The organism is Pantoea sp. FN0302 (assembly GCF_050113775.1).
GTDB classification, from domain to species: domain Bacteria; phylum Pseudomonadota; class Gammaproteobacteria; order Enterobacterales; family Enterobacteriaceae; genus Mixta; species Mixta alhagi.
Genome location: NZ_JBNJSM010000001.1, coordinates 1232843 through 1248837 on the forward strand (window position 1 = coordinate 1232843; position 15995 = coordinate 1248837).

The window sequence follows — 15995 nt, forward strand, 5'->3', positions numbered from 1 at the left end:
TCGAACGGGACGCTGTCGCGTCCCGCTATTTTTCTTTTTCGTCTGTTGGCCGCTTAAAGTTTCTCAGCGACAAAATGCTGCTGTGGTTGCGCAATCAAATCCTGGGCCGCCACCAGCTGTAGTTCATATTCGCCCATCTCATGGGTTTTCAGCATCACCTCATACACCGCTGCGGTGATATGCTCCAGCGACTGCTTCAGCGTTTCGCCCTTTAACAAATTCACCAGCAGTAAGCCGCTGGTTAAATCCCCAACGCCTACCGGCTGTCTGACGCCAAAATCGATCAGGGGACGGCTGATATGCCAGGCTTCCTGGGCCGTAACCAGCAGCATCTCAAAACGATCGCTGCGACGTCCGGCGCGCGCCAGATGTTTAACCAGCACAATTTTTGGCCCTTGCGCAATCAGCTTGCGTGACACTGTCACCGCCTCATCGACTGATGTCACGCTGCTGCCGCTGAGCATCTCCAGCTCCAGCAGGTTCGGCGCAATGATATCGCTGGCAGGCAGCGACGCTTTGCAGTGAAACTCCGCCACGCCCGGTGCCACGATGCAGCCCTTTTCCGGATGTCCCATCACCGGATCGCAGAAGTACCAGGCGTCGGGATTGGCCTGTTTGACCTGGCGTACAATCTCCAGAATCTGTTCACCCTGCTCGGCAGACCCGAGATAGCCGCTCAGCACCGCATCGCAGGTTTTTAAGCGATCGATATTGGCAATGCCCTTCACGATATCGGTCAGATGTGAAGCCGGCATAACGGTGCCGGTCCAGTGCCCGTATTGCGTATGGTTGGAAAACTGAACGGTATTTAACGGCCAGACGTTCGCACCCATACGACGCATCGGGAATTCCGCCGCGCTGTTGCCGGCGTGACCAAAAACTACGTGAGACTGAATAGCGAGAATATTTTTCATGTTAAACCTTGCACAGCCCTGCCAAAAAATAAGGCCGGTCGAACCGGCCTTTTATCTTTATTTCCAGCACACCAGACAATAGTGCTTCTTACCGCGACGCAGCAAGGTATAACGACCAAACAACCTGTCGCTGTCGCTGAAGCGGTATTCCGCATCAGACTGTTTTTCACCGTTAACCGTAACCGCGTTAGAATTGATCATGGTGCGCGCCTGTCCGCGGGACGGCACCAGTTCCGCATTAACCAGCGCCTGCTGCAGATCGGCGTCGGCCTCCAGCGTAATGGTCGGCATGCCGTCCTGCGCCAGCTGTGCGAAATCTGCTTCGGTCATCTCGCTCAGGCTGCCGGAGAAGAGGCTTTGCGTGATACGCTGCGCCGCAGTCAGCCCCTCTTCGCCATGCACCAGACGGGTAACCTGTTCAGCCAGCACATACTGAGCGCGCGGCGCTTTGCCGCTGTTTTTATCTTCTTCTTCCAGCGCATTGATCTCTTCAATGCTCATAAAGGTGAAGAATTTCAGGAAGCGATAAACGTCCGCATCGGCGGTGTTGATCCAGAACTGATAGAATTTGTACGGGCTGGTTTTCGCGGCATCCAGCCATACCGCGCCGCCTTCCGTTTTGCCAAATTTCGTGCCGTCAGACTTGGTGATCAACGGTACGGTCAGGCCAAACACCTGATTTTGATGCAGACGACGCGTCAAATCGATGCCGGAAGTGATGTTACCCCACTGATCGGAGCCGCCAATCTGCAGCGCCACGCCGTAGCGTTCGTTCAGGCAGGCAAAATCGTAACCCTGCAGCAGATTGTAGGAGAACTCGGTAAAGGAGATGCCCTGATCTTCGCGATTCAGACGCTGCTTCACCGCCTCTTTGTTAATCATCTGGTTAACAGAGAAGTGTTTGCCAATATCACGCAGGAAAGTCAGCACGTTCATGCTGCCGAACCAGTCGTAGTTGTTGGCCGCAATAGCGCGGTTTTCACCACAGTCGAAATCCAGGAACGGGGCGACCTGTTTGCGGATTTTATCTACCCATTCATTTACGGTTTCAGTCGTGTTCAGCTTGCGCTCTGCCGCTTTAAAGCTGGGATCGCCAATCAGACCGGTGGCTCCGCCCACCAGCGCAACCGGTTTATGTCCCGCATCCTGGAAGCGTTTCAGACAAAGCAAAGGTACCAGATGGCCCAAATGCAAGCTGTCGGCAGTGGGATCAAAGCCGCAATAGAGAGCGATTGGCCCTTGCGCCAGTCTCTCTGCTAACGCATCCTCGTCCGTTACCTGGGCGATCAGGCCCCGCTCTTGCAATTGTTTAATCAGGTTACTGCTGGTCATTAAAGACTCCATGTTGTAACGACTGCACCTATGCTGGTACACAGCTTTCCGCTGACGTGCGGAGAAATGAAGGCCTATAGAATAAAGCGCTGTTGCCGCCAGCGCCAGCGCCTCAGGCGGATATTTAGTGAATCAGGGCGCCAGCCGATCGATTTTCCAGCGCTCGCCGTCGCGCTGATAGAAAAAGCGATCGTGCAGCCGGTTCTCGCCGCCCTGCCAGAACTCCATTGCGTCGATTTTTATGCGAAATCCGCCCCAGAAACTGGGCAGCGGCACCTCGCCCTGACTGAATTTCTGTTTCAGCTCAAGAAATTTACTTTCCAGTACTCCGCGCGCTGAAATGCGGCTGGACTGCTGCGAAACCCAGGCACCAATTTGGCTGTCACGCGGACGGCTGTGGAAATATTTCACCACCTCCAGCGTCGACAGCTTTTCTACCTGGCCCAGCACCATCACCTGACGCTCCAGAAAATGCCAGGGAAACAGCAAACTCACGCGCGGATTTTCAGCCAGCTGCTGCGCCTTACGGCTGCCCAGGTTGGTATAAAAAATCATGCCGCGCTCATCGTAATGCTTAAGCAACACAATGCGTTGATAAGGCTGACCCTGCGCATCAACCGTCGCCACGCACATCGCGGTGGGATCGGGCAGCCGGGCATCGCACGCCTGACGCAGCCACTGTTCAAATAAGGCCAGCGGCTGCTCAGGCAGATCCTTACGACGCAGACCGCCGCGGGTATATTCACGGCGCAAATGGGCTATCTGTTGCAAACTCTCATTGTCACTCATAACCGGATCCAACCATAGCAATAGGGTGCCGCTATTGTGCTATTCACCCTGATAATATTCAACGCGCAGGCGCGTGCTGCAGCTGGCAATCATTGACAATAATGCGCTGATTACGCTCGATAAACGCACTGTTGCCCTTTGACCAGAAACGGTAGGTACCGTCGCTGTAAATCACGCCGGAAGCGGATTGCTGCTCAGTCAGCGTGAGCGGCTGGCCGTCCATAATAAAATGCGCCTGCTGTTGCGCGATTTTAACCGTCAGCGGCAGCGTGCCACACAGATAGTGTAACGTCTGCTCTTGCGGCTGATGTTTGCCAAACAGGCCACAGCCGGAAAGCAGCATGATCGGAATCAGTATCAGATACTTGTGCATGCGATCTCCTTACGATACCTCACAGCGGTGGCCGATTGGCCGGATAGATAGCGCCCAGTATGCTGGCTTCGCGAGCGCCGGTAACCGACGGCAAATTACCTGGCAATCCTGATAGCGTGCGGAAAGCCAGCCAGGCGAAAGCCAGCCCTTCCATATCATCGCCATTGATGCCGACTTTATCCGTGGTTGAGACTTCCGTACCTGCTAATAAAGCCGCCAGACGCGCCATCAGCGCCGGATTACGGCACCCGCCGCCGCATACCAACAGGCGATCGCAGCCACCGCTCAGTTGCACCTGTTCGCTGATGGTCATCGCCGTCAGCTCCAGCAGCGTAGCCTGTACATCCTGCGCAGCCAGGCCCGGGAAATGGCTTAGTTGCTTTTCGATCCAGCCGAAATTGAAATACTCTCTGCCGGTGCTTTTCGGTGCCGGCAGCGCAAACCAGCCGTCGCTCAGCATCTGCTTGAGTAACGGCAGAATGACCTTTCCGCTGCCTGCCCATGCGCCATCCTTATCATAAGGCAGACCACGATGACGCCAAATCCAGGCATCCATCAGCATATTGCCAGGGCCGGTATCGTACCCGCCCGGCGCTCTGCCAGGGATCAGCACCGAAAGATTCGCAATGCCGCCAATGTTTAATACCATGCGACGCTCTTGCGGATGCATCAGCAGCGCCTGATGAAAAGCGGGCACCAGCGGCGCACCCTGTCCGCCCAGCGCCATATCGCGCCGACGGAAATCGCCGACTACGGTAATGCCGGTCGCAGCGGCAATCTGGTTATTGTCGCCAATTTGCAGCGTACTGGGCGCATCGCCATAGGGCTCATGCCATACCGTCTGGCCATGACAGCCGATGGCGGTGATATCATCGGCGCTCAGGTTTTGCTGTTTCATTAACGTTAATACCGCCTCCGCAAACAGGCGGCCAAGACGGGTATCCAGCTGCCCCAGCTGCGACAACGTCAGGGTTTGCCCCTGATTGATCGCCAACAGCTGCTGGCGTATCGCCTGCGGCACCGGATGACAATAGCTCGCCTGTTGCGCCACCATTCGTTCATCAATCGCGGCTAACACCACATCCACGCCATCCAGGCTGGTGCCGGACATTACGCCAATATAGCGTCCCGATTTCATCAACTGACCTTACTTCCGCTCTGGAAGAGAATTCAAACAGCTCTCAGCCTGGCAAAAAAGGCTGGGTAATTCTATGATTAATTGTTGTTTTTCATGTACGACCCGACGCTTTTACATTCAGGCATGATTTTTTGCTGGCGTAATTGAATCTTTGTTTATCTGATACGGTCTATGCTCAGCCCTCGTCTTTTTTTCACTATTTTAAAACAGGCGTAGGTTCTGCCGTATAATTAGGTCATCTGTGGCTGCTTTACAGTGCAGTCAACAATCATGAAAGGAGCTTTATAATGATGAAGCGTTTATTAGTTGTGGCGCTGGCAGGCATGACGCTGGCAGGCTGTGCTAACACGGATACGCTTTCCGGTGACGTGTACAGCGCTAACGAAGCTAAACAGGTGCAAAGCGTAAGTTACGGGACGCTGGTATCCGTTCGCCCGGTTAAAATTCAGGGTGGTGATGACAGTAACGTTATCGGCGCTATCGGTGGCGCGGTGCTGGGCGGCTTCCTGGGTAATACGGTGGGCGGCGGCACTGGCCGTAGTCTGGCGACCGCAGGCGGCGCAGTGCTGGGCGGCGTGGCTGGTCAGGGCGTTCAGGGCGCGATGAATAAAGCGGACGGCGTCGAGCTGGAAATTCGTAAGGATGACGGCAACACCATTATGGTGGTACAGAAACAGGCTGCCAGCCGCTATTCTGTGGGCCAGCGCGTGGTGCTTGCCTCAAACGGCAGCCAGGTGACCGTTTCTCCGCGTTAAATCCTGTTGCGCAAAAAACCGACGCGTCGCGTCGGTTTTTTATCGCCTGTCACTCGCTTTTCTTTTGCAGTTCGGCAATATTTTTTTCCAGACGGGCAATAAGCGTAATCAGCTGCTCAACTTCGCGCTTCGAAATACCCGCTAAAATATCATCACGCGTGGCGTCAATAACATGTTCCACCTGCTGGATAACCGGCTCCGCCGCTTTCGTTAGCTTGATGCGTTTCGCCCGGCGGTCGTTAGCGCAGGTACAGCGCATAATCAACCCCTTCTCTTCCAGCTGATCGAGGGTACGCACCAGCGAAGGCTGTTCAATGCCGATAGCTTTAGCCAGCTGAATTTGTGACTGATGCGGGGGTAATTGATGGATATTATGCAACGTAACCCAATGCGTTTGCGTCAGTTCCAGCGGTTTAAGACGTTGATCGATCAGCGCACGCCAGATGCGCACTAAGCGTGCTAAATCCGTTCCTAATGGCGTATCCAATTTCATCTCCTTATAATTAGCTTGCTAGCAATCAAGCGTGATTTTAGTCTATTCTGCGAGTTTAACGGGCAAAATACAAATTCAGCACGCTGTGTAACGGGCGTTGGTTTCTGATTTCAACACCTTGCATCTCTGTGTGAATAGGGATCGCTTGTTTGGCCTATCCTGCTGTTTAGCAATGTTTTTCAGATTTTCACCTGGCCGACCAGACGCTGTGGTTCAGTTAAGTACCGTCAACGCGGAAGTCAGAATGATCTGCGTGACTGGCCGGTGCTGTATCAGCTCATCCATTTGCCTTGATCGCCCAGGATGGCTTTGCTGTAGCCGATCGGGGCGTTAGACGCCCAAATGAAGAGTTATTTTACCGTCACGCACGGCGCATTCAGATGCGTGCGTCCCGGTCATCATGCCGGGACAGGCAGTTACATCAATGGGTATCGTCTCAAAGGGTCGATTAAAGTAGGCTGTTCAGGCTATCGTGCGGTAAACCTGGCGTGTTTTACCGCAACAGAACCCGGGTTCGACATAAAATCTGCCCGATCCCAAAATCAGGCATAGCAATATCAACCAAAGCTTACTTAATAATGCCGCAGGCGTAACGCGCGCCACCGCCGCCCAGAGGCTGTGGGTGATCGCTGTGGTTATCGCCGCCCGCATGCACCATCAGCGCCTTACCGGAAATGTCACTGATTTTTTTCAGACGCGGTGCCAGTACGGGATAGGTGGCATCACCGTCGGCGTTAGCATACAGCGCCGGGAGATCGCCCAGATGACCTTCCCCCCATGGCCCCAGGTGACTACCGCTGTTCTGCGGATCAAAGTGGCCGCCCGCCGCGCCCGCCGGCACCGTTTTGCCGTCGGTAGTGGCAGGTTCACAGCTGCCTTTGGCATGAACATGGAAACCATGAATGCCCGGCGGTAGCCGTTTGAGATTAGGCGTAAAGGTTAAGCCATAGGCCGTTTCGTCAATCGTTACCGTGCCGACAACCGCGCCGACGCCCTCTTTGGTTACGCTATGCAGCGTCACCTCTTCGCTGGCTGCCTGTGCGTAGCCACATACCAGCAGCGTTAACGCTGCCAAACCGTAATATTTCATCTAACCTCCTGCAGATTAATGTCAGCTTACCTTTCCAGCCTGGCTGAAAATCACGTATAAGCTGAACAATGCAGCATTTTTTTGCGTTTCTTTACGGCACATCATAACCCAGCGCAGCTTTTCGAATACGGAACCACTGTTGGCGGCTAAGCTGCAATGAAGCGGCCTTTTGTGCGGCGCGCACCCGCTCTATTTTACCCGAACCAATAACCGGCAGCGGCACAGAGGGCAGACGCATAATCCAGGCATAAACCACCTGATCCGGCGATTCGGCCCCCGTTTCTTCGACAACGGTCTGTAGCTCAGCACGCAGCGGCGCAAACTTATCTTCGCTGAACAGCCGTCCCCCGCCGAGACAGGACCAGGCCATGGGTTTAATGCGCAGTTGCTGACATTGATCGAGCGTGCCGTCCAATAGCGTATCCTGACAAAGCGGAGAAATTTCCACCTGGTTAGTCGCCAGCGTAAAGGGTAAGCGTGACTGCAACAGTGCAAATTGCGCTGGCGTGAAATTGGATACGCCGAAATGGCGCACTTTACCGCTCTGATGCAGCGCGCTAAAAGCTTCCGCCACTTCGTCCGCATCCATTAACGGATCGGGACGATGAATCAGCAGCAGATCGAGATAATCGGTAGAGAAATGGCGTAAGGAGGTTTCTGCGCTGCGGATAATGTGGTCTCTATCAGTAATATAGTGGCCCAGCGCATTTTCTGGTCTGGCAGTAGTGGCGATGCCGCACTTGGTTACCAGTTCCAGTTGGTGACGTAGCGAAGGCTGCAGGCGCAGCGCCGCACCAAAAGCGGCTTCACACTGATAATCACCATAAATATCCGCATGATCCACGGTGGTAATGCCCAACGCCAGATGCTGCTCAATAAAGCCTGTCAGCTGCTGCGCGGACATTTGCCACTCCATCAACCGCCAGTAGCCCATCACCAAACGGGAAAATTCTGGCCCCTGCGGCGCGATACGCACTCGTTCTGTCATTTTTTCACCTTTGCGACTAACGTTTTCAGGCCGCAGTATACGCTGGCGTCAGAGAAAAAAAGGGAAAGATATCAAAACAGTGACGGTTGTTGGGGTTCTTCAGGTGAAGAGGGTTTTTCGCTGCGATGCAGCCGTAACCAGCGCTGCCGACAAAGGCGCAACACTTCGCGCTTGCGCGCATCGCTGTATTTCATCCAGTTAAAACGCTCTTCACGGCTGCGCAGGCAGCCACGACAGTATCCGCGTTCATCGGACTGACAAATACCGCGGCACGGGCTTGGCACCGGGAAAAATTCAAGCTGCTCTGCCACATCGCCTCCTGAGTCATTGTCTTCTTTCATTCAAGACAGCTTCTGGCTGGAGCGCAAGCCTGTTCAGAAAATTCATGTTATCTGCCAATAAGCCAGCATCTGTGACTTGCGGGGGGATAGCGGCGCCTTTGTTAGTCCACGTTAAGGTTTTACTAAGGTTTTTAAAATAGTCTGCGCGAAACTCTTCCACTTTTATTTTGATTATGCAGATGCTGAAAAAAATACGCTGTAATGACTCTGTGTTTCTTATTGGTTGCGCCCTGTTTTTTACTTTTATTCTTAACGCGCAGTTTATTATTCGTGCGGCAGAAAAAACGCCTCTTCTCCGTCTGCACGATTATCTGTTCCTCGCCACCATTCCAGTGGTGCTGTTTTGCGCTTTTATGCTGATTTTTAATCTGTTGGCGTTGCCCTGGATCCGTAAGCCGCTGCTGATTATTTTGCTGTTGTGCGGCGCGGCGGCAAATTACTTTATGTATAGCTTCGGTACGGTTATTGACACCAATATGGTGCAAAACGTTTTTGAGACAGATTTACAGGAGGCCTCTGCCCTGCTTAGCCTGCGCTACGTGCTCTGGCTGCTGTTACTGGGCGTGATACCTGCATTAGTGATAAGTGCCACCCGCATCACGCGGACGCGCCCGTGGTGGTTTACGCTGGCGAAACGGGCGTTATGGTGTGTCGGCTCCATCCTGATGATTTTGCTGATAGCGGCGCTGATGTATAAAGACTACGCCTCTTTGTTTCGCAATAACAAAGGGCTGGTGAAAATGGTAACGCCAGTGAACGTAGTCAGCGGCGTAATGCACTATGCCGACGACCGCTGGTTGCAGGGTAATCAAGATCTGGTGCGCATTGGTCAGGACGCTCATAAAGGCCCACTGGTCAAAGCAGCCGGGAAAAAGACGCTGGTTATTTTTGTGCTGGGCGAAACGGCACGTGCAGAGAACTTTTCACTCGGTGGCTACAGCCGTGAGACCAATCCCAAACTGAAACAGCAGCAGGTCATTTACTATCCGCACGCCAGCTCATGCGGAACAGAAACCGCTATTTCCGTGCCCTGTATGTTTTCAGGCATGCCGCGTTCGCAATATAACGCTAGCCTGGCGCGACATCAGGAAGGGCTGATGGATGTCCTGGCACATGCTGGCGTCAATGTAATGTGGCGCGAGAACGATGGCGGCTGTAAAGGCGCCTGCAACCGTATTCCACACACCGATATGACCTTATGGAAACTCACGGATATTTGCCACAGCGACTACTGCCTGGATGAGGTTCTGCTGCACCGTTTATCGCATTATATTGATAGTCTGAAGGATGACTCGGTGATTGTACTGCATCAAATGGGCAGCCACGGCCCCGCTTACTATTTACGTTATCCGTCGGCTATGCGGCAGTTCACTCCTACCTGCGACAGTAAACAAATCCAGGATTGCGATCATCAGGCGTTAGTAAACACCTATGATAATTCGCTGCTTTACACCGACGCCATGCTGAGCGATACCATCGATCTGTTAAAGTCTTATCAGGATCGTTTTAATGTGGCGCTGATCTATCTTTCGGATCATGGCGAATCACTGGGCGAACGCGGTATGTATCTGCACGGCACGCCTTATCTGTTTGCTCCCAGCCAGCAGACGCATATACCTTTCCTGCTATGGCTCTCTTCCGATTATGCCCGAACTTATGGCGTTGATGAGTCCTGTCTGCGCCAGCATGCGCAGCAGGATGCGGTTTCACAGGATAATGTTTTCCATACGCTGCTCGGCATGGTCAACATTGAGACTGCATTGTATCAGCCCCGTCTTGACTTGCTTAAGGTCTGTCAGGCGCATTAGGGTTGCATTAGACCAACTGGTCTATTACCCTGAGCCCTATGAGTAAATCGATCCGACATGATACTCGTGAACAGCTGCTCGCTATTGGCGAGCAGCTCTGTTTGCAACGTGGCTTTACCGGCATGGGCCTGAATGAATTGCTCAGTCAGGCCTGCGTGCCGAAGGGATCGTTTTATCACTATTTTCGATCCAAGGAAGCTTTTGGCATCGCCATGCTTGAGCGCTATTTTAGCGCTGTGCAACGTAGCATGCTGACCTGGTTCGATTCACCTGTGCTGCCGCGCCAGCGTCTGCTTGACTATTATCGTCAGGCGGAACAGCGTTTTCATGAAACCGGCCATATTGAAAACTGCCTGGCGGTTAAAATATCCGCCGAGGTTTGCGACCTGTCAGAAGAGATGAGAGTGGCGCTGGAACAGGGTGCCGCAGCTCAGATAGCAATTCTGACCACGACGCTGCGTACCGCCGTTTTGCAGGGTGAAGTTCACCTTCCCTGCCCGCCTGAGGCTATGGCGCAAACGCTCTATTCTCTCTGGCTGGGCGCCAGTCTGCAGAGCAAAATAGGGCGCGATGGCAGTGCGTTAACCCATGCGCTCCAGGCAATTTTACAGCTCTTGCCGGAAAGTTAATAAAAAAACCTGTTTTCAAGAAGACCGGTCTACTCATTATTGGCCGGCACTCCCGGTTGGCCATAGACGGCTATACTAAGCTTTTTTGACCGTCATCGGATGATGACACCCTTTTGGAGACTATTATGCGCTTACTTCATACTATGCTGCGTGTTGGCGATATGCAGCGCTCACTTGATTTTTACACCCGTGTGCTGGGCATGCGTCTGCTGCGTGAAAGCGAAAACCAGGAATATAAATACAACCTGGCGTTTGTAGGCTACACCGACGAAAGCGAAGGCGCAGTGATTGAGCTGACCTATAACTGGGGCGTTGATCAATATGACCTCGGCAATGCCTATGGTCATATCGCGCTTGGGGTAGACGATGTTGCCGCCACCTGCGAAAGAATTCGTCAGGCTGGTGGTAAGGTGACCCGAGAAGCTGGCCCGGTGAAAGGCGGCAGCACCATTATCGCCTTTGTAGAAGATCCGGACGGTTATAAAATCGAACTGATTGAAAATCAACATGCCGGGCATGGCCTCGGCAACTAAGTTTTTCAGGGCGCCTGGTGGCGCCCTGCTTTTTCCCGCTGCTGCAACCCCTGTGGAAATTTGCCATAATGCGCGCTGCATTTTTTCGCCAATGAGATCCTGATGTCTGAATCGAAACAACTGAACGCTTTATCTGACCGCTTCCGCGGGTTTTATCCGGTAGTGATTGATATTGAAAGCGCCGGATTTAATGCCAAAACCGATGCACTGCTGGAAATTGCCGCCGTTACATTGAAAATGGATGAAGAGGGTTGGTTACAGCTTGACCAGACGCTGCATTTTCACGTAGAGCCTTTTGAGGGCGCGATTCTGCATCCGGAGGCGCTGGCGTTCAATGGTATCGATCCTGATAATCCGCTGCGCGGCGCGGTTAGCGAATACGATGCGCTGCACGCTATCTTTAAGCAGGTGCGTAAAGGCATGAAAGATCAGGGCTGCAATCGGGCTATCGTCGTGGCGCATAACGCCAATTTCGATCACAGCTTTATGATGGCTGCCGCCGAACGTACTGCATTAAAGCGTAATCCTTTTCATCCTTTCGCCACCTTCGATACCGCCGCCCTGAGCGGGCTGGTGGTCGGCCAGACGGTGCTGGCGAAAGCCTGTAAGGCGGCGGGCGTCGCTTTTGACGCCAGTCAGGCGCACTCGGCGCTGTATGATACCGAGCGCACTGCTGAACTGTTTTGCGAACTGGTCAACCGCTGGAAACGTCTGGGCGGCTGGCCGCCGCTGCCGGTGGCCGATGAGCAGCCCGTGGATGAACAACCTGTCGATGCAGAAATCAGCGACAGCGAATAAGCGTTAAGCAGCCATAAAAAAAGGGCGCCTGAGGCGCCCTTCGTGATTTAATGCGGGATAACAGCTTATTCCGCTTCTTTATATTTTTCAGCAGTTTCTTTGATCAGCGTCTGCAGTTCGCCGCGCTGGAACATTTCGATTACGATATCGCAACCGCCAACCAGCTCGCCATCTACCCACAGCTGCGGGAAAGTCGGCCAGTTAGCATATTTCGGCAGTTCAGCACGAATGTCAGGATTTTGCAGGATATCCACATAGGCGAAGCGCTCACCGCAGGCAGAAAGCGCCTGGACCGTTTGCGCAGAAAAGCCGCAGCTTGGTAACTTTGGCGAGCCTTTCATATAGAGCAGAATCGGATTTTCTGCGATCTGGCGTTGAATTTTTTCAACAGTACTCATAATTGCCTTCCTTAAATAGCATGCTTCGTGTCTATTGATTGTAGCGACTGTAGCGGGTTGCTGAAAACGACATTTTCTGTAAGGTTAAATAATGCAGGTTATTGTACCGGTTTATCAGGCCAAAATAACACCAGCCTGGGCGCTTTCCGCAGCGACGATTAATACCTGGCAATAAATTTGCTGAGATAAGCACCTGACTATGCTTATTTTTACATCTGTATGCATTTAAAGTTTATTTGATTAAAAAAGGCTTTATCTTTTCGGAAAAAGTTCGATTAGAATTGCCCACCAGGAGTCTGCCCTATGTGGCAGAAATAAGATTAACCTTGCGCTATCACTGCGCTTTGAGTGTAACCACACCATGCGTTTATTGATTACGCTTTTTATGCTGGCTATAGCTCAACTGTTTTTCAACGTTGCCCATGCCTCACCGCAGGCCCCGGTAAAGGCCAGTCAGCATAAAGTTGATAAAAAAGCCGCCCGTGACGATGACCGCCGCAAGCGTCGGACGGTAAAAACAACCAGTAAAAAAACCCGTACGGCCAGCGTTGAAAAAAACAAGGTAAAGAAAAAAAGCAAGCCGGCCGCCGTTGCCGCCGCCAGCGTAAAGAAAAGCCGCGCATCGGTGAAAACCGCCAGCGTGAAAAAAAGCAGCTTCAAGAAAAGCAGCAGCAAAAAAGGCACGCAGCGCTATGGTCGCCAGCGTGGCGATAAGAAAACGGCAGCGACCAGGCGCGGGCCGCTGGAGATGAGCAAGGCGCACCGTGAACGCTATCAAAAAGCGCGTGAAACCGCGATGAACAAACTGATGAGCCAGTTAGGGAAGCCCTATTTATGGGGAGGCACTTCACCCCATACCGGCTTCGACTGCAGCGGTCTGGTCTGGTATGCCTATAAAGATGTGGTAAAATTCAAGATCCCCCGCACCGCGAATGAGATGTATCATCTGCGAGATGCAGCGCCCATTAACCGTGAAGCGCTGGAAAAAGGCGATCTGGTGTTTTTCCGCATCAATAACCGTGGCGCAGCCGATCACGTTGGCGTCTATCTGGGCAATGGTCGTTTTATCCAGTCGCCGCGTACCGGTAAAGATATCCAGATTAGCCAGCTTAGTGATGATTACTGGCAGCGGCACTATGTCGGCGCGCGCCGCGTTATGACGCCGCGCACCATTCGCTAACGCGTTGCGCAATAAAAAAGCCTGTCTCATGACAGGCTTTTTTATTGCGCAACGCTCAGTGCATAACGGCAGTGAAACTAAACGCCATAATCATCAGCAATGCCATGACTGTGGTGCCTATTGATAGTTTCAAATCGGTGCTCATCTGGTCTCTCCTTTACCCACATAAAATGTAACGGTATAGATTTTCCCATACTCCCTGGTAAAAATCTCGTTTTCTTTGCGCCAGCTTGGTAGAATCCCCGCCTTGCGTTGCGCAACGACAAAAAACAACCGTGGCACCCTTTTTTAAAGACGTCCCGCCTGTCAGACGTACCTCAGCCCGCATAATGACAACCTCAACGCGCGCTGAATAACGCCATGTGGACGCAAACGATTAACATTAGCCTTATCAAACTATTAGGATAGGCGCAGGAGTATCTTTTTAATGGCAACAATCAAAGATGTCGCGAAGCGTGCCGGCGTTTCCACCACCACGGTATCGCACGTCATCAATAAAACCCGTTTTGTCGCGGAAGAAACCCGTGAGGCCGTGTGGGCAGCCATCAAAGAACTACACTATTCGCCCAGTGCAGTCGCACGCAGCCTGAAGGTTAACCACACTAAATCGATCGGTCTGCTGGCAACCTCCAGTGAAGCGCCCTATTTTGCTGAAATTATTGAAGCGGTAGAAACGCGCTGTTTCGCCAGTGGCTATACCCTGATTTTGGGCAACGCCCATAACGATCTGCAAAAACAGCAGGCTTATCTGTCAATGATGGCGCAAAAGCGCGTGGATGGCCTGCTGGTGATGTGTTCAGAGTATCCTGAAGCACTGCTGAAAATGCTTGAGGAAAACCGCAATATTCCCATGGTGGTCATGGACTGGGGCGAATCCCGCGGCGATTTTACCGATACCGTGCTGGATAACGCTTTCGAAGGCGGCTATCTTGCCGGGCGCTATTTGATTGAGCGCGGTCATCGCGACATCGGCGTGATCCCAGGCCAGATGGAGCGCAATACCGGTAGCGGACGTTTTGCCGGCTTTGTAAAAGCGCTGAATGAGGCTAATATCCCGGTACGCGAAGAGTGGATTGTACAGGGTGACTTTGAACCTGAGTCGGGCTATCGCGCCATGCAGCAAATTCTGGCGCAAAAGCAGCGCCCTACCGCCGTGTTCTGCGGCGGGGATATTATGGCAATGGGCGCGATTTGCGCAGCAGATGAAATGGGGCTGCGCGTGCCGCAGGATATTTCGGTTATCGGTTACGATAATGTGCGCAACGCTCGCTATTTTACCCCGGCGCTGACCACCGTCCACCAGCCCAAAGAGCAGCTGGGCGAAACCGCCTTTGATATGCTGCTGGACAGAATTACCAGCAAACGCGAAGAGCCGCAAACCATAGAGGTTCATCCCACGCTGATTGAACGTCGCTCCGTCGCCGACGGCCCTTTCCGCGACTACCGTCGTTAATGTGATGGCTCAGAAAACCTCCTTTTCTGAGCCTACTACTCTTCACGCAGCCATTCCCGGTTGATTGTTTCCGTATCGCCAAGATAGTCCAGTAACCAGCGCAGCGCAGGTGAAGCGCTTTGCTCTGACCAGCTGACGCAACAGAAGCTGTCGGGGAAAGGCACCGGCAGCCTCAGCTCCGTTAGCTGCCGGGCTTTAAGCAGCGGCGCGGCAAAATGACCGGGAACCATGCCCACGCACAGGCCGGCACGCAGGCAATCAAACGCGCTTTCCCAGTCCGGCACCACCAGCCGACGCTGATTATCCAGCGTCCAGGTCGTGCGCCGGGGCAACGCGCGGGAAGTATCTTCCAGCACCAGCGACGGCCACGGGCGAATATCATCCTCCTGTAGCGCGGTGGTGATGCTGGCTAAAGGATGATCAACGCTAACCACACAACGCCAGTTCAGCGCGCCCATATCGCGGAAGGCGAAGCGCCCTCCCACCGGGATCGCCTGTGTTGCGCCGATCGCCACATCAACCCGTTCATCCGCCAGCGCATCCCAGACGCCGTTGAAAACCTCCGGCGTGATCAGCAGCTCCATATCCGGAAAATGTCGGTAAAAATCCAGCACCAGCTGGCGGGTACGCTGCGGCTTAACGATGCGATCCACAGCAATGCTTAACTGCCCGCGCCAGCCGTTCGCTACCTGCTGGCACTGGCGGCGCGTGGCTAGCATTTTTTTGATAACAGCCCGCCCTTCACGAATAAAAAGCTCTCCCGCCTCTGTTAATACCACGTCCCGATGACGCCGTTCGAAAAGCGGCACCGCCAGCCAGGATTCCAGCTGACGAACCGTATAGCTGATAGCGGAGGGTACGCGATGTAACTCTTCGGCGGCGGCGGAAAAGCTGCCATTGCGTGCGACAGCATCCACCACTTCCAGTGCATATTCAGACCACATTTTTTGCCTGCAAAAATTTTGATATCAATCGGCAAATTT

At 53.2% G+C, this 15995-nt stretch carries 19 protein-coding genes; 7 read left to right on the forward strand and 12 right to left on the reverse strand.

Annotation, left to right across the window (positions count from 1 at the left end):
• Positions 1-53: 53 nt before the first annotated feature.
• From pdxY to anmK, 5 genes are all read right to left on the reverse strand, one after another.
• On the reverse strand, positions 54-914 hold the full coding sequence (gene pdxY / locus ACQE32_RS05640) for a pyridoxal kinase PdxY (protein ID WP_085071804.1): 861 nt from the start codon (positions 912-914) through the stop codon (positions 54-56).
• Between the two features lie 57 nt (positions 915-971).
• Positions 972-2246, reverse strand: a complete 1275-nt coding sequence (gene tyrS / locus ACQE32_RS05645; protein ID WP_427021470.1) for a tyrosine--tRNA ligase — start codon at positions 2244-2246, stop codon at positions 972-974.
• A gap of 132 nt (positions 2247-2378) precedes the next feature.
• Entirely contained in the window at positions 2379-3035 is a 657-nt protein-coding gene (gene pdxH, locus ACQE32_RS05650; RefSeq protein WP_426972691.1) for a pyridoxamine 5'-phosphate oxidase, read from the reverse strand.
• Positions 3036-3093: 58 nt separating this feature from the next.
• Positions 3094-3408, reverse strand: coding sequence for an MliC family protein (locus tag ACQE32_RS05655; RefSeq protein WP_426972693.1), 315 nt, complete (start codon positions 3406-3408; stop codon positions 3094-3096).
• A gap of 19 nt (positions 3409-3427) precedes the next feature.
• Complete coding sequence (gene anmK, locus ACQE32_RS05660; RefSeq protein WP_427021471.1) at positions 3428-4546, reverse strand: anhydro-N-acetylmuramic acid kinase; 1119 nt, start codon at positions 4544-4546, stop codon at positions 3428-3430.
• Positions 4547-4833: 287 nt separating this feature from the next.
• On the opposite strand from anmK, the gene slyB reads away from it, so the two are divergent.
• Positions 4834-5301, forward strand: coding sequence for an outer membrane lipoprotein SlyB (gene slyB, locus ACQE32_RS05665; RefSeq protein ID WP_426972695.1), 468 nt, complete (start codon positions 4834-4836; stop codon positions 5299-5301).
• Positions 5302-5350: 49 nt separating this feature from the next.
• Here slyB and slyA read toward each other — a convergent pair whose 3' ends face one another.
• The 4 genes from slyA to ACQE32_RS05685 form a co-directional block, all read right to left on the reverse strand.
• Positions 5351-5794 carry a transcriptional regulator SlyA gene (gene slyA / locus ACQE32_RS05670; RefSeq protein ID WP_167373298.1) on the reverse strand — a complete coding sequence of 148 codons (444 nt, stop codon included), beginning with the start codon at positions 5792-5794 and terminating at the stop codon, positions 5351-5353.
• A 568-nt stretch (positions 5795-6362) separates the two neighbouring features.
• Positions 6363-6884: a superoxide dismutase [Cu-Zn] SodC gene (sodC, locus tag ACQE32_RS05675; protein WP_426972696.1), complete on the reverse strand. Its 522-nt coding sequence runs from the start codon at positions 6882-6884 to the stop codon at positions 6363-6365.
• Between the two features lie 91 nt (positions 6885-6975).
• On the reverse strand, positions 6976-7872 hold the full coding sequence (locus tag ACQE32_RS05680; protein ID WP_427021472.1) for an aldo/keto reductase: 897 nt from the start codon (positions 7870-7872) through the stop codon (positions 6976-6978).
• Between the two features lie 71 nt (positions 7873-7943).
• Entirely contained in the window at positions 7944-8183 is a 240-nt protein-coding gene (locus ACQE32_RS05685) for a DUF1289 domain-containing protein (RefSeq protein ID WP_250652721.1), read from the reverse strand.
• A gap of 203 nt (positions 8184-8386) precedes the next feature.
• Here ACQE32_RS05685 and eptA point away from each other — a divergent pair, with 203 nt between their 5' ends.
• The 4 genes from eptA (at position 8387) to rnt (ending at position 11981) form a co-directional block, all read left to right on the forward strand.
• Positions 8387-10021: a phosphoethanolamine transferase EptA gene (gene eptA / locus ACQE32_RS05690; protein ID WP_427021473.1), complete on the forward strand. Its 1635-nt coding sequence runs from the start codon at positions 8387-8389 to the stop codon at positions 10019-10021.
• A 38-nt stretch (positions 10022-10059) separates the two neighbouring features.
• Positions 10060-10650 (forward strand): TetR/AcrR family transcriptional regulator, encoded by a 591-nt coding sequence (locus ACQE32_RS05695; protein ID WP_426981623.1) that lies wholly within the window; start codon positions 10060-10062, stop codon positions 10648-10650.
• Between the two features lie 125 nt (positions 10651-10775).
• Positions 10776-11183, forward strand: a complete 408-nt coding sequence (gloA, locus tag ACQE32_RS05700) for a lactoylglutathione lyase (RefSeq protein ID WP_085071815.1) — start codon at positions 10776-10778, stop codon at positions 11181-11183.
• 102 nt (positions 11184-11285) lie between these two features.
• Entirely contained in the window at positions 11286-11981 is a 696-nt protein-coding gene (rnt, locus tag ACQE32_RS05705; protein ID WP_250652586.1) for a ribonuclease T, read from the forward strand.
• A gap of 65 nt (positions 11982-12046) precedes the next feature.
• Here the strand turns inward: rnt and ACQE32_RS05710 are convergent, their stop codons facing one another.
• Positions 12047-12382 carry a Grx4 family monothiol glutaredoxin gene (locus ACQE32_RS05710; protein WP_208615362.1) on the reverse strand — a complete coding sequence of 112 codons (336 nt, stop codon included), beginning with the start codon at positions 12380-12382 and terminating at the stop codon, positions 12047-12049.
• Positions 12383-12740: 358 nt separating this feature from the next.
• On the opposite strand from ACQE32_RS05710, the gene ACQE32_RS05715 reads away from it, so the two are divergent.
• On the forward strand, positions 12741-13559 hold the full coding sequence (locus tag ACQE32_RS05715; RefSeq protein WP_426972702.1) for a C40 family peptidase: 819 nt from the start codon (positions 12741-12743) through the stop codon (positions 13557-13559).
• Positions 13560-13614: 55 nt separating this feature from the next.
• On the opposite strand, the gene ACQE32_RS05720 is transcribed toward ACQE32_RS05715, so the two are convergent.
• Positions 13615-13704: a YnhF family membrane protein gene (locus ACQE32_RS05720; RefSeq protein WP_426972703.1), complete on the reverse strand. Its 90-nt coding sequence runs from the start codon at positions 13702-13704 to the stop codon at positions 13615-13617.
• A 282-nt stretch (positions 13705-13986) separates the two neighbouring features.
• Here ACQE32_RS05720 and purR point away from each other — a divergent pair, with 282 nt between their 5' ends.
• Complete coding sequence (gene purR / locus ACQE32_RS05725; RefSeq protein WP_085071820.1) at positions 13987-15012, forward strand: HTH-type transcriptional repressor PurR; 1026 nt, start codon at positions 13987-13989, stop codon at positions 15010-15012.
• 35 nt (positions 15013-15047) lie between these two features.
• Here the strand turns inward: purR and punR are convergent, their stop codons facing one another.
• On the reverse strand, positions 15048-15956 hold the full coding sequence (gene punR, locus ACQE32_RS05730; protein ID WP_426972705.1) for a DNA-binding transcriptional activator PunR: 909 nt from the start codon (positions 15954-15956) through the stop codon (positions 15048-15050).
• Between the last annotated feature and the right edge of the window lie 39 nt (positions 15957-15995).

Bases quoted from the DNA above. Each gene is read 5' to 3' on its own strand.
- pdxY (WP_085071804.1), bottom strand. From the start codon at position 914: ATGAAAAATATTCTCGCTATTCAGTCTCACGTAGTTTTTGGTCACGCC.
- tyrS (WP_427021470.1), bottom strand. From the start codon at position 2,246: ATGACCAGCAGTAACCTGATTAAACAATTGCAAGAGCGGGGCCTGATC.
- pdxH (WP_426972691.1), bottom strand. From the start codon at position 3,035: ATGAGTGACAATGAGAGTTTGCAACAGATAGCCCATTTGCGCCGTGAA.
- ACQE32_RS05655 (WP_426972693.1), bottom strand. From the start codon at position 3,408: ATGCACAAGTATCTGATACTGATTCCGATCATGCTGCTTTCCGGCTGT.
- anmK (WP_427021471.1), bottom strand. From the start codon at position 4,546: ATGAAATCGGGACGCTATATTGGCGTAATGTCCGGCACCAGCCTGGAT.
- slyB (WP_426972695.1), top strand. From the start codon at position 4,834: ATGATGAAGCGTTTATTAGTTGTGGCGCTGGCAGGCATGACGCTGGCA.
- slyA (WP_167373298.1), bottom strand. From the start codon at position 5,794: ATGAAATTGGATACGCCATTAGGAACGGATTTAGCACGCTTAGTGCGC.
- sodC (WP_426972696.1), bottom strand. From the start codon at position 6,884: ATGAAATATTACGGTTTGGCAGCGTTAACGCTGCTGGTATGTGGCTAC.
- ACQE32_RS05680 (WP_427021472.1), bottom strand. From the start codon at position 7,872: ATGACAGAACGAGTGCGTATCGCGCCGCAGGGGCCAGAATTTTCCCGT.
- eptA (WP_427021473.1), top strand. From the start codon at position 8,387: ATGCAGATGCTGAAAAAAATACGCTGTAATGACTCTGTGTTTCTTATT.
- ACQE32_RS05695 (WP_426981623.1), top strand. From the start codon at position 10,060: ATGAGTAAATCGATCCGACATGATACTCGTGAACAGCTGCTCGCTATT.
- gloA (WP_085071815.1), top strand. From the start codon at position 10,776: ATGCGCTTACTTCATACTATGCTGCGTGTTGGCGATATGCAGCGCTCA.
- rnt (WP_250652586.1), top strand. From the start codon at position 11,286: ATGTCTGAATCGAAACAACTGAACGCTTTATCTGACCGCTTCCGCGGG.
- ACQE32_RS05715 (WP_426972702.1), top strand. From the start codon at position 12,741: ATGCGTTTATTGATTACGCTTTTTATGCTGGCTATAGCTCAACTGTTT.
- ACQE32_RS05720 (WP_426972703.1), bottom strand. From the start codon at position 13,704: ATGAGCACCGATTTGAAACTATCAATAGGCACCACAGTCATGGCATTG.
- purR (WP_085071820.1), top strand. From the start codon at position 13,987: ATGGCAACAATCAAAGATGTCGCGAAGCGTGCCGGCGTTTCCACCACC.
- punR (WP_426972705.1), bottom strand. From the start codon at position 15,956: ATGTGGTCTGAATATGCACTGGAAGTGGTGGATGCTGTCGCACGCAAT.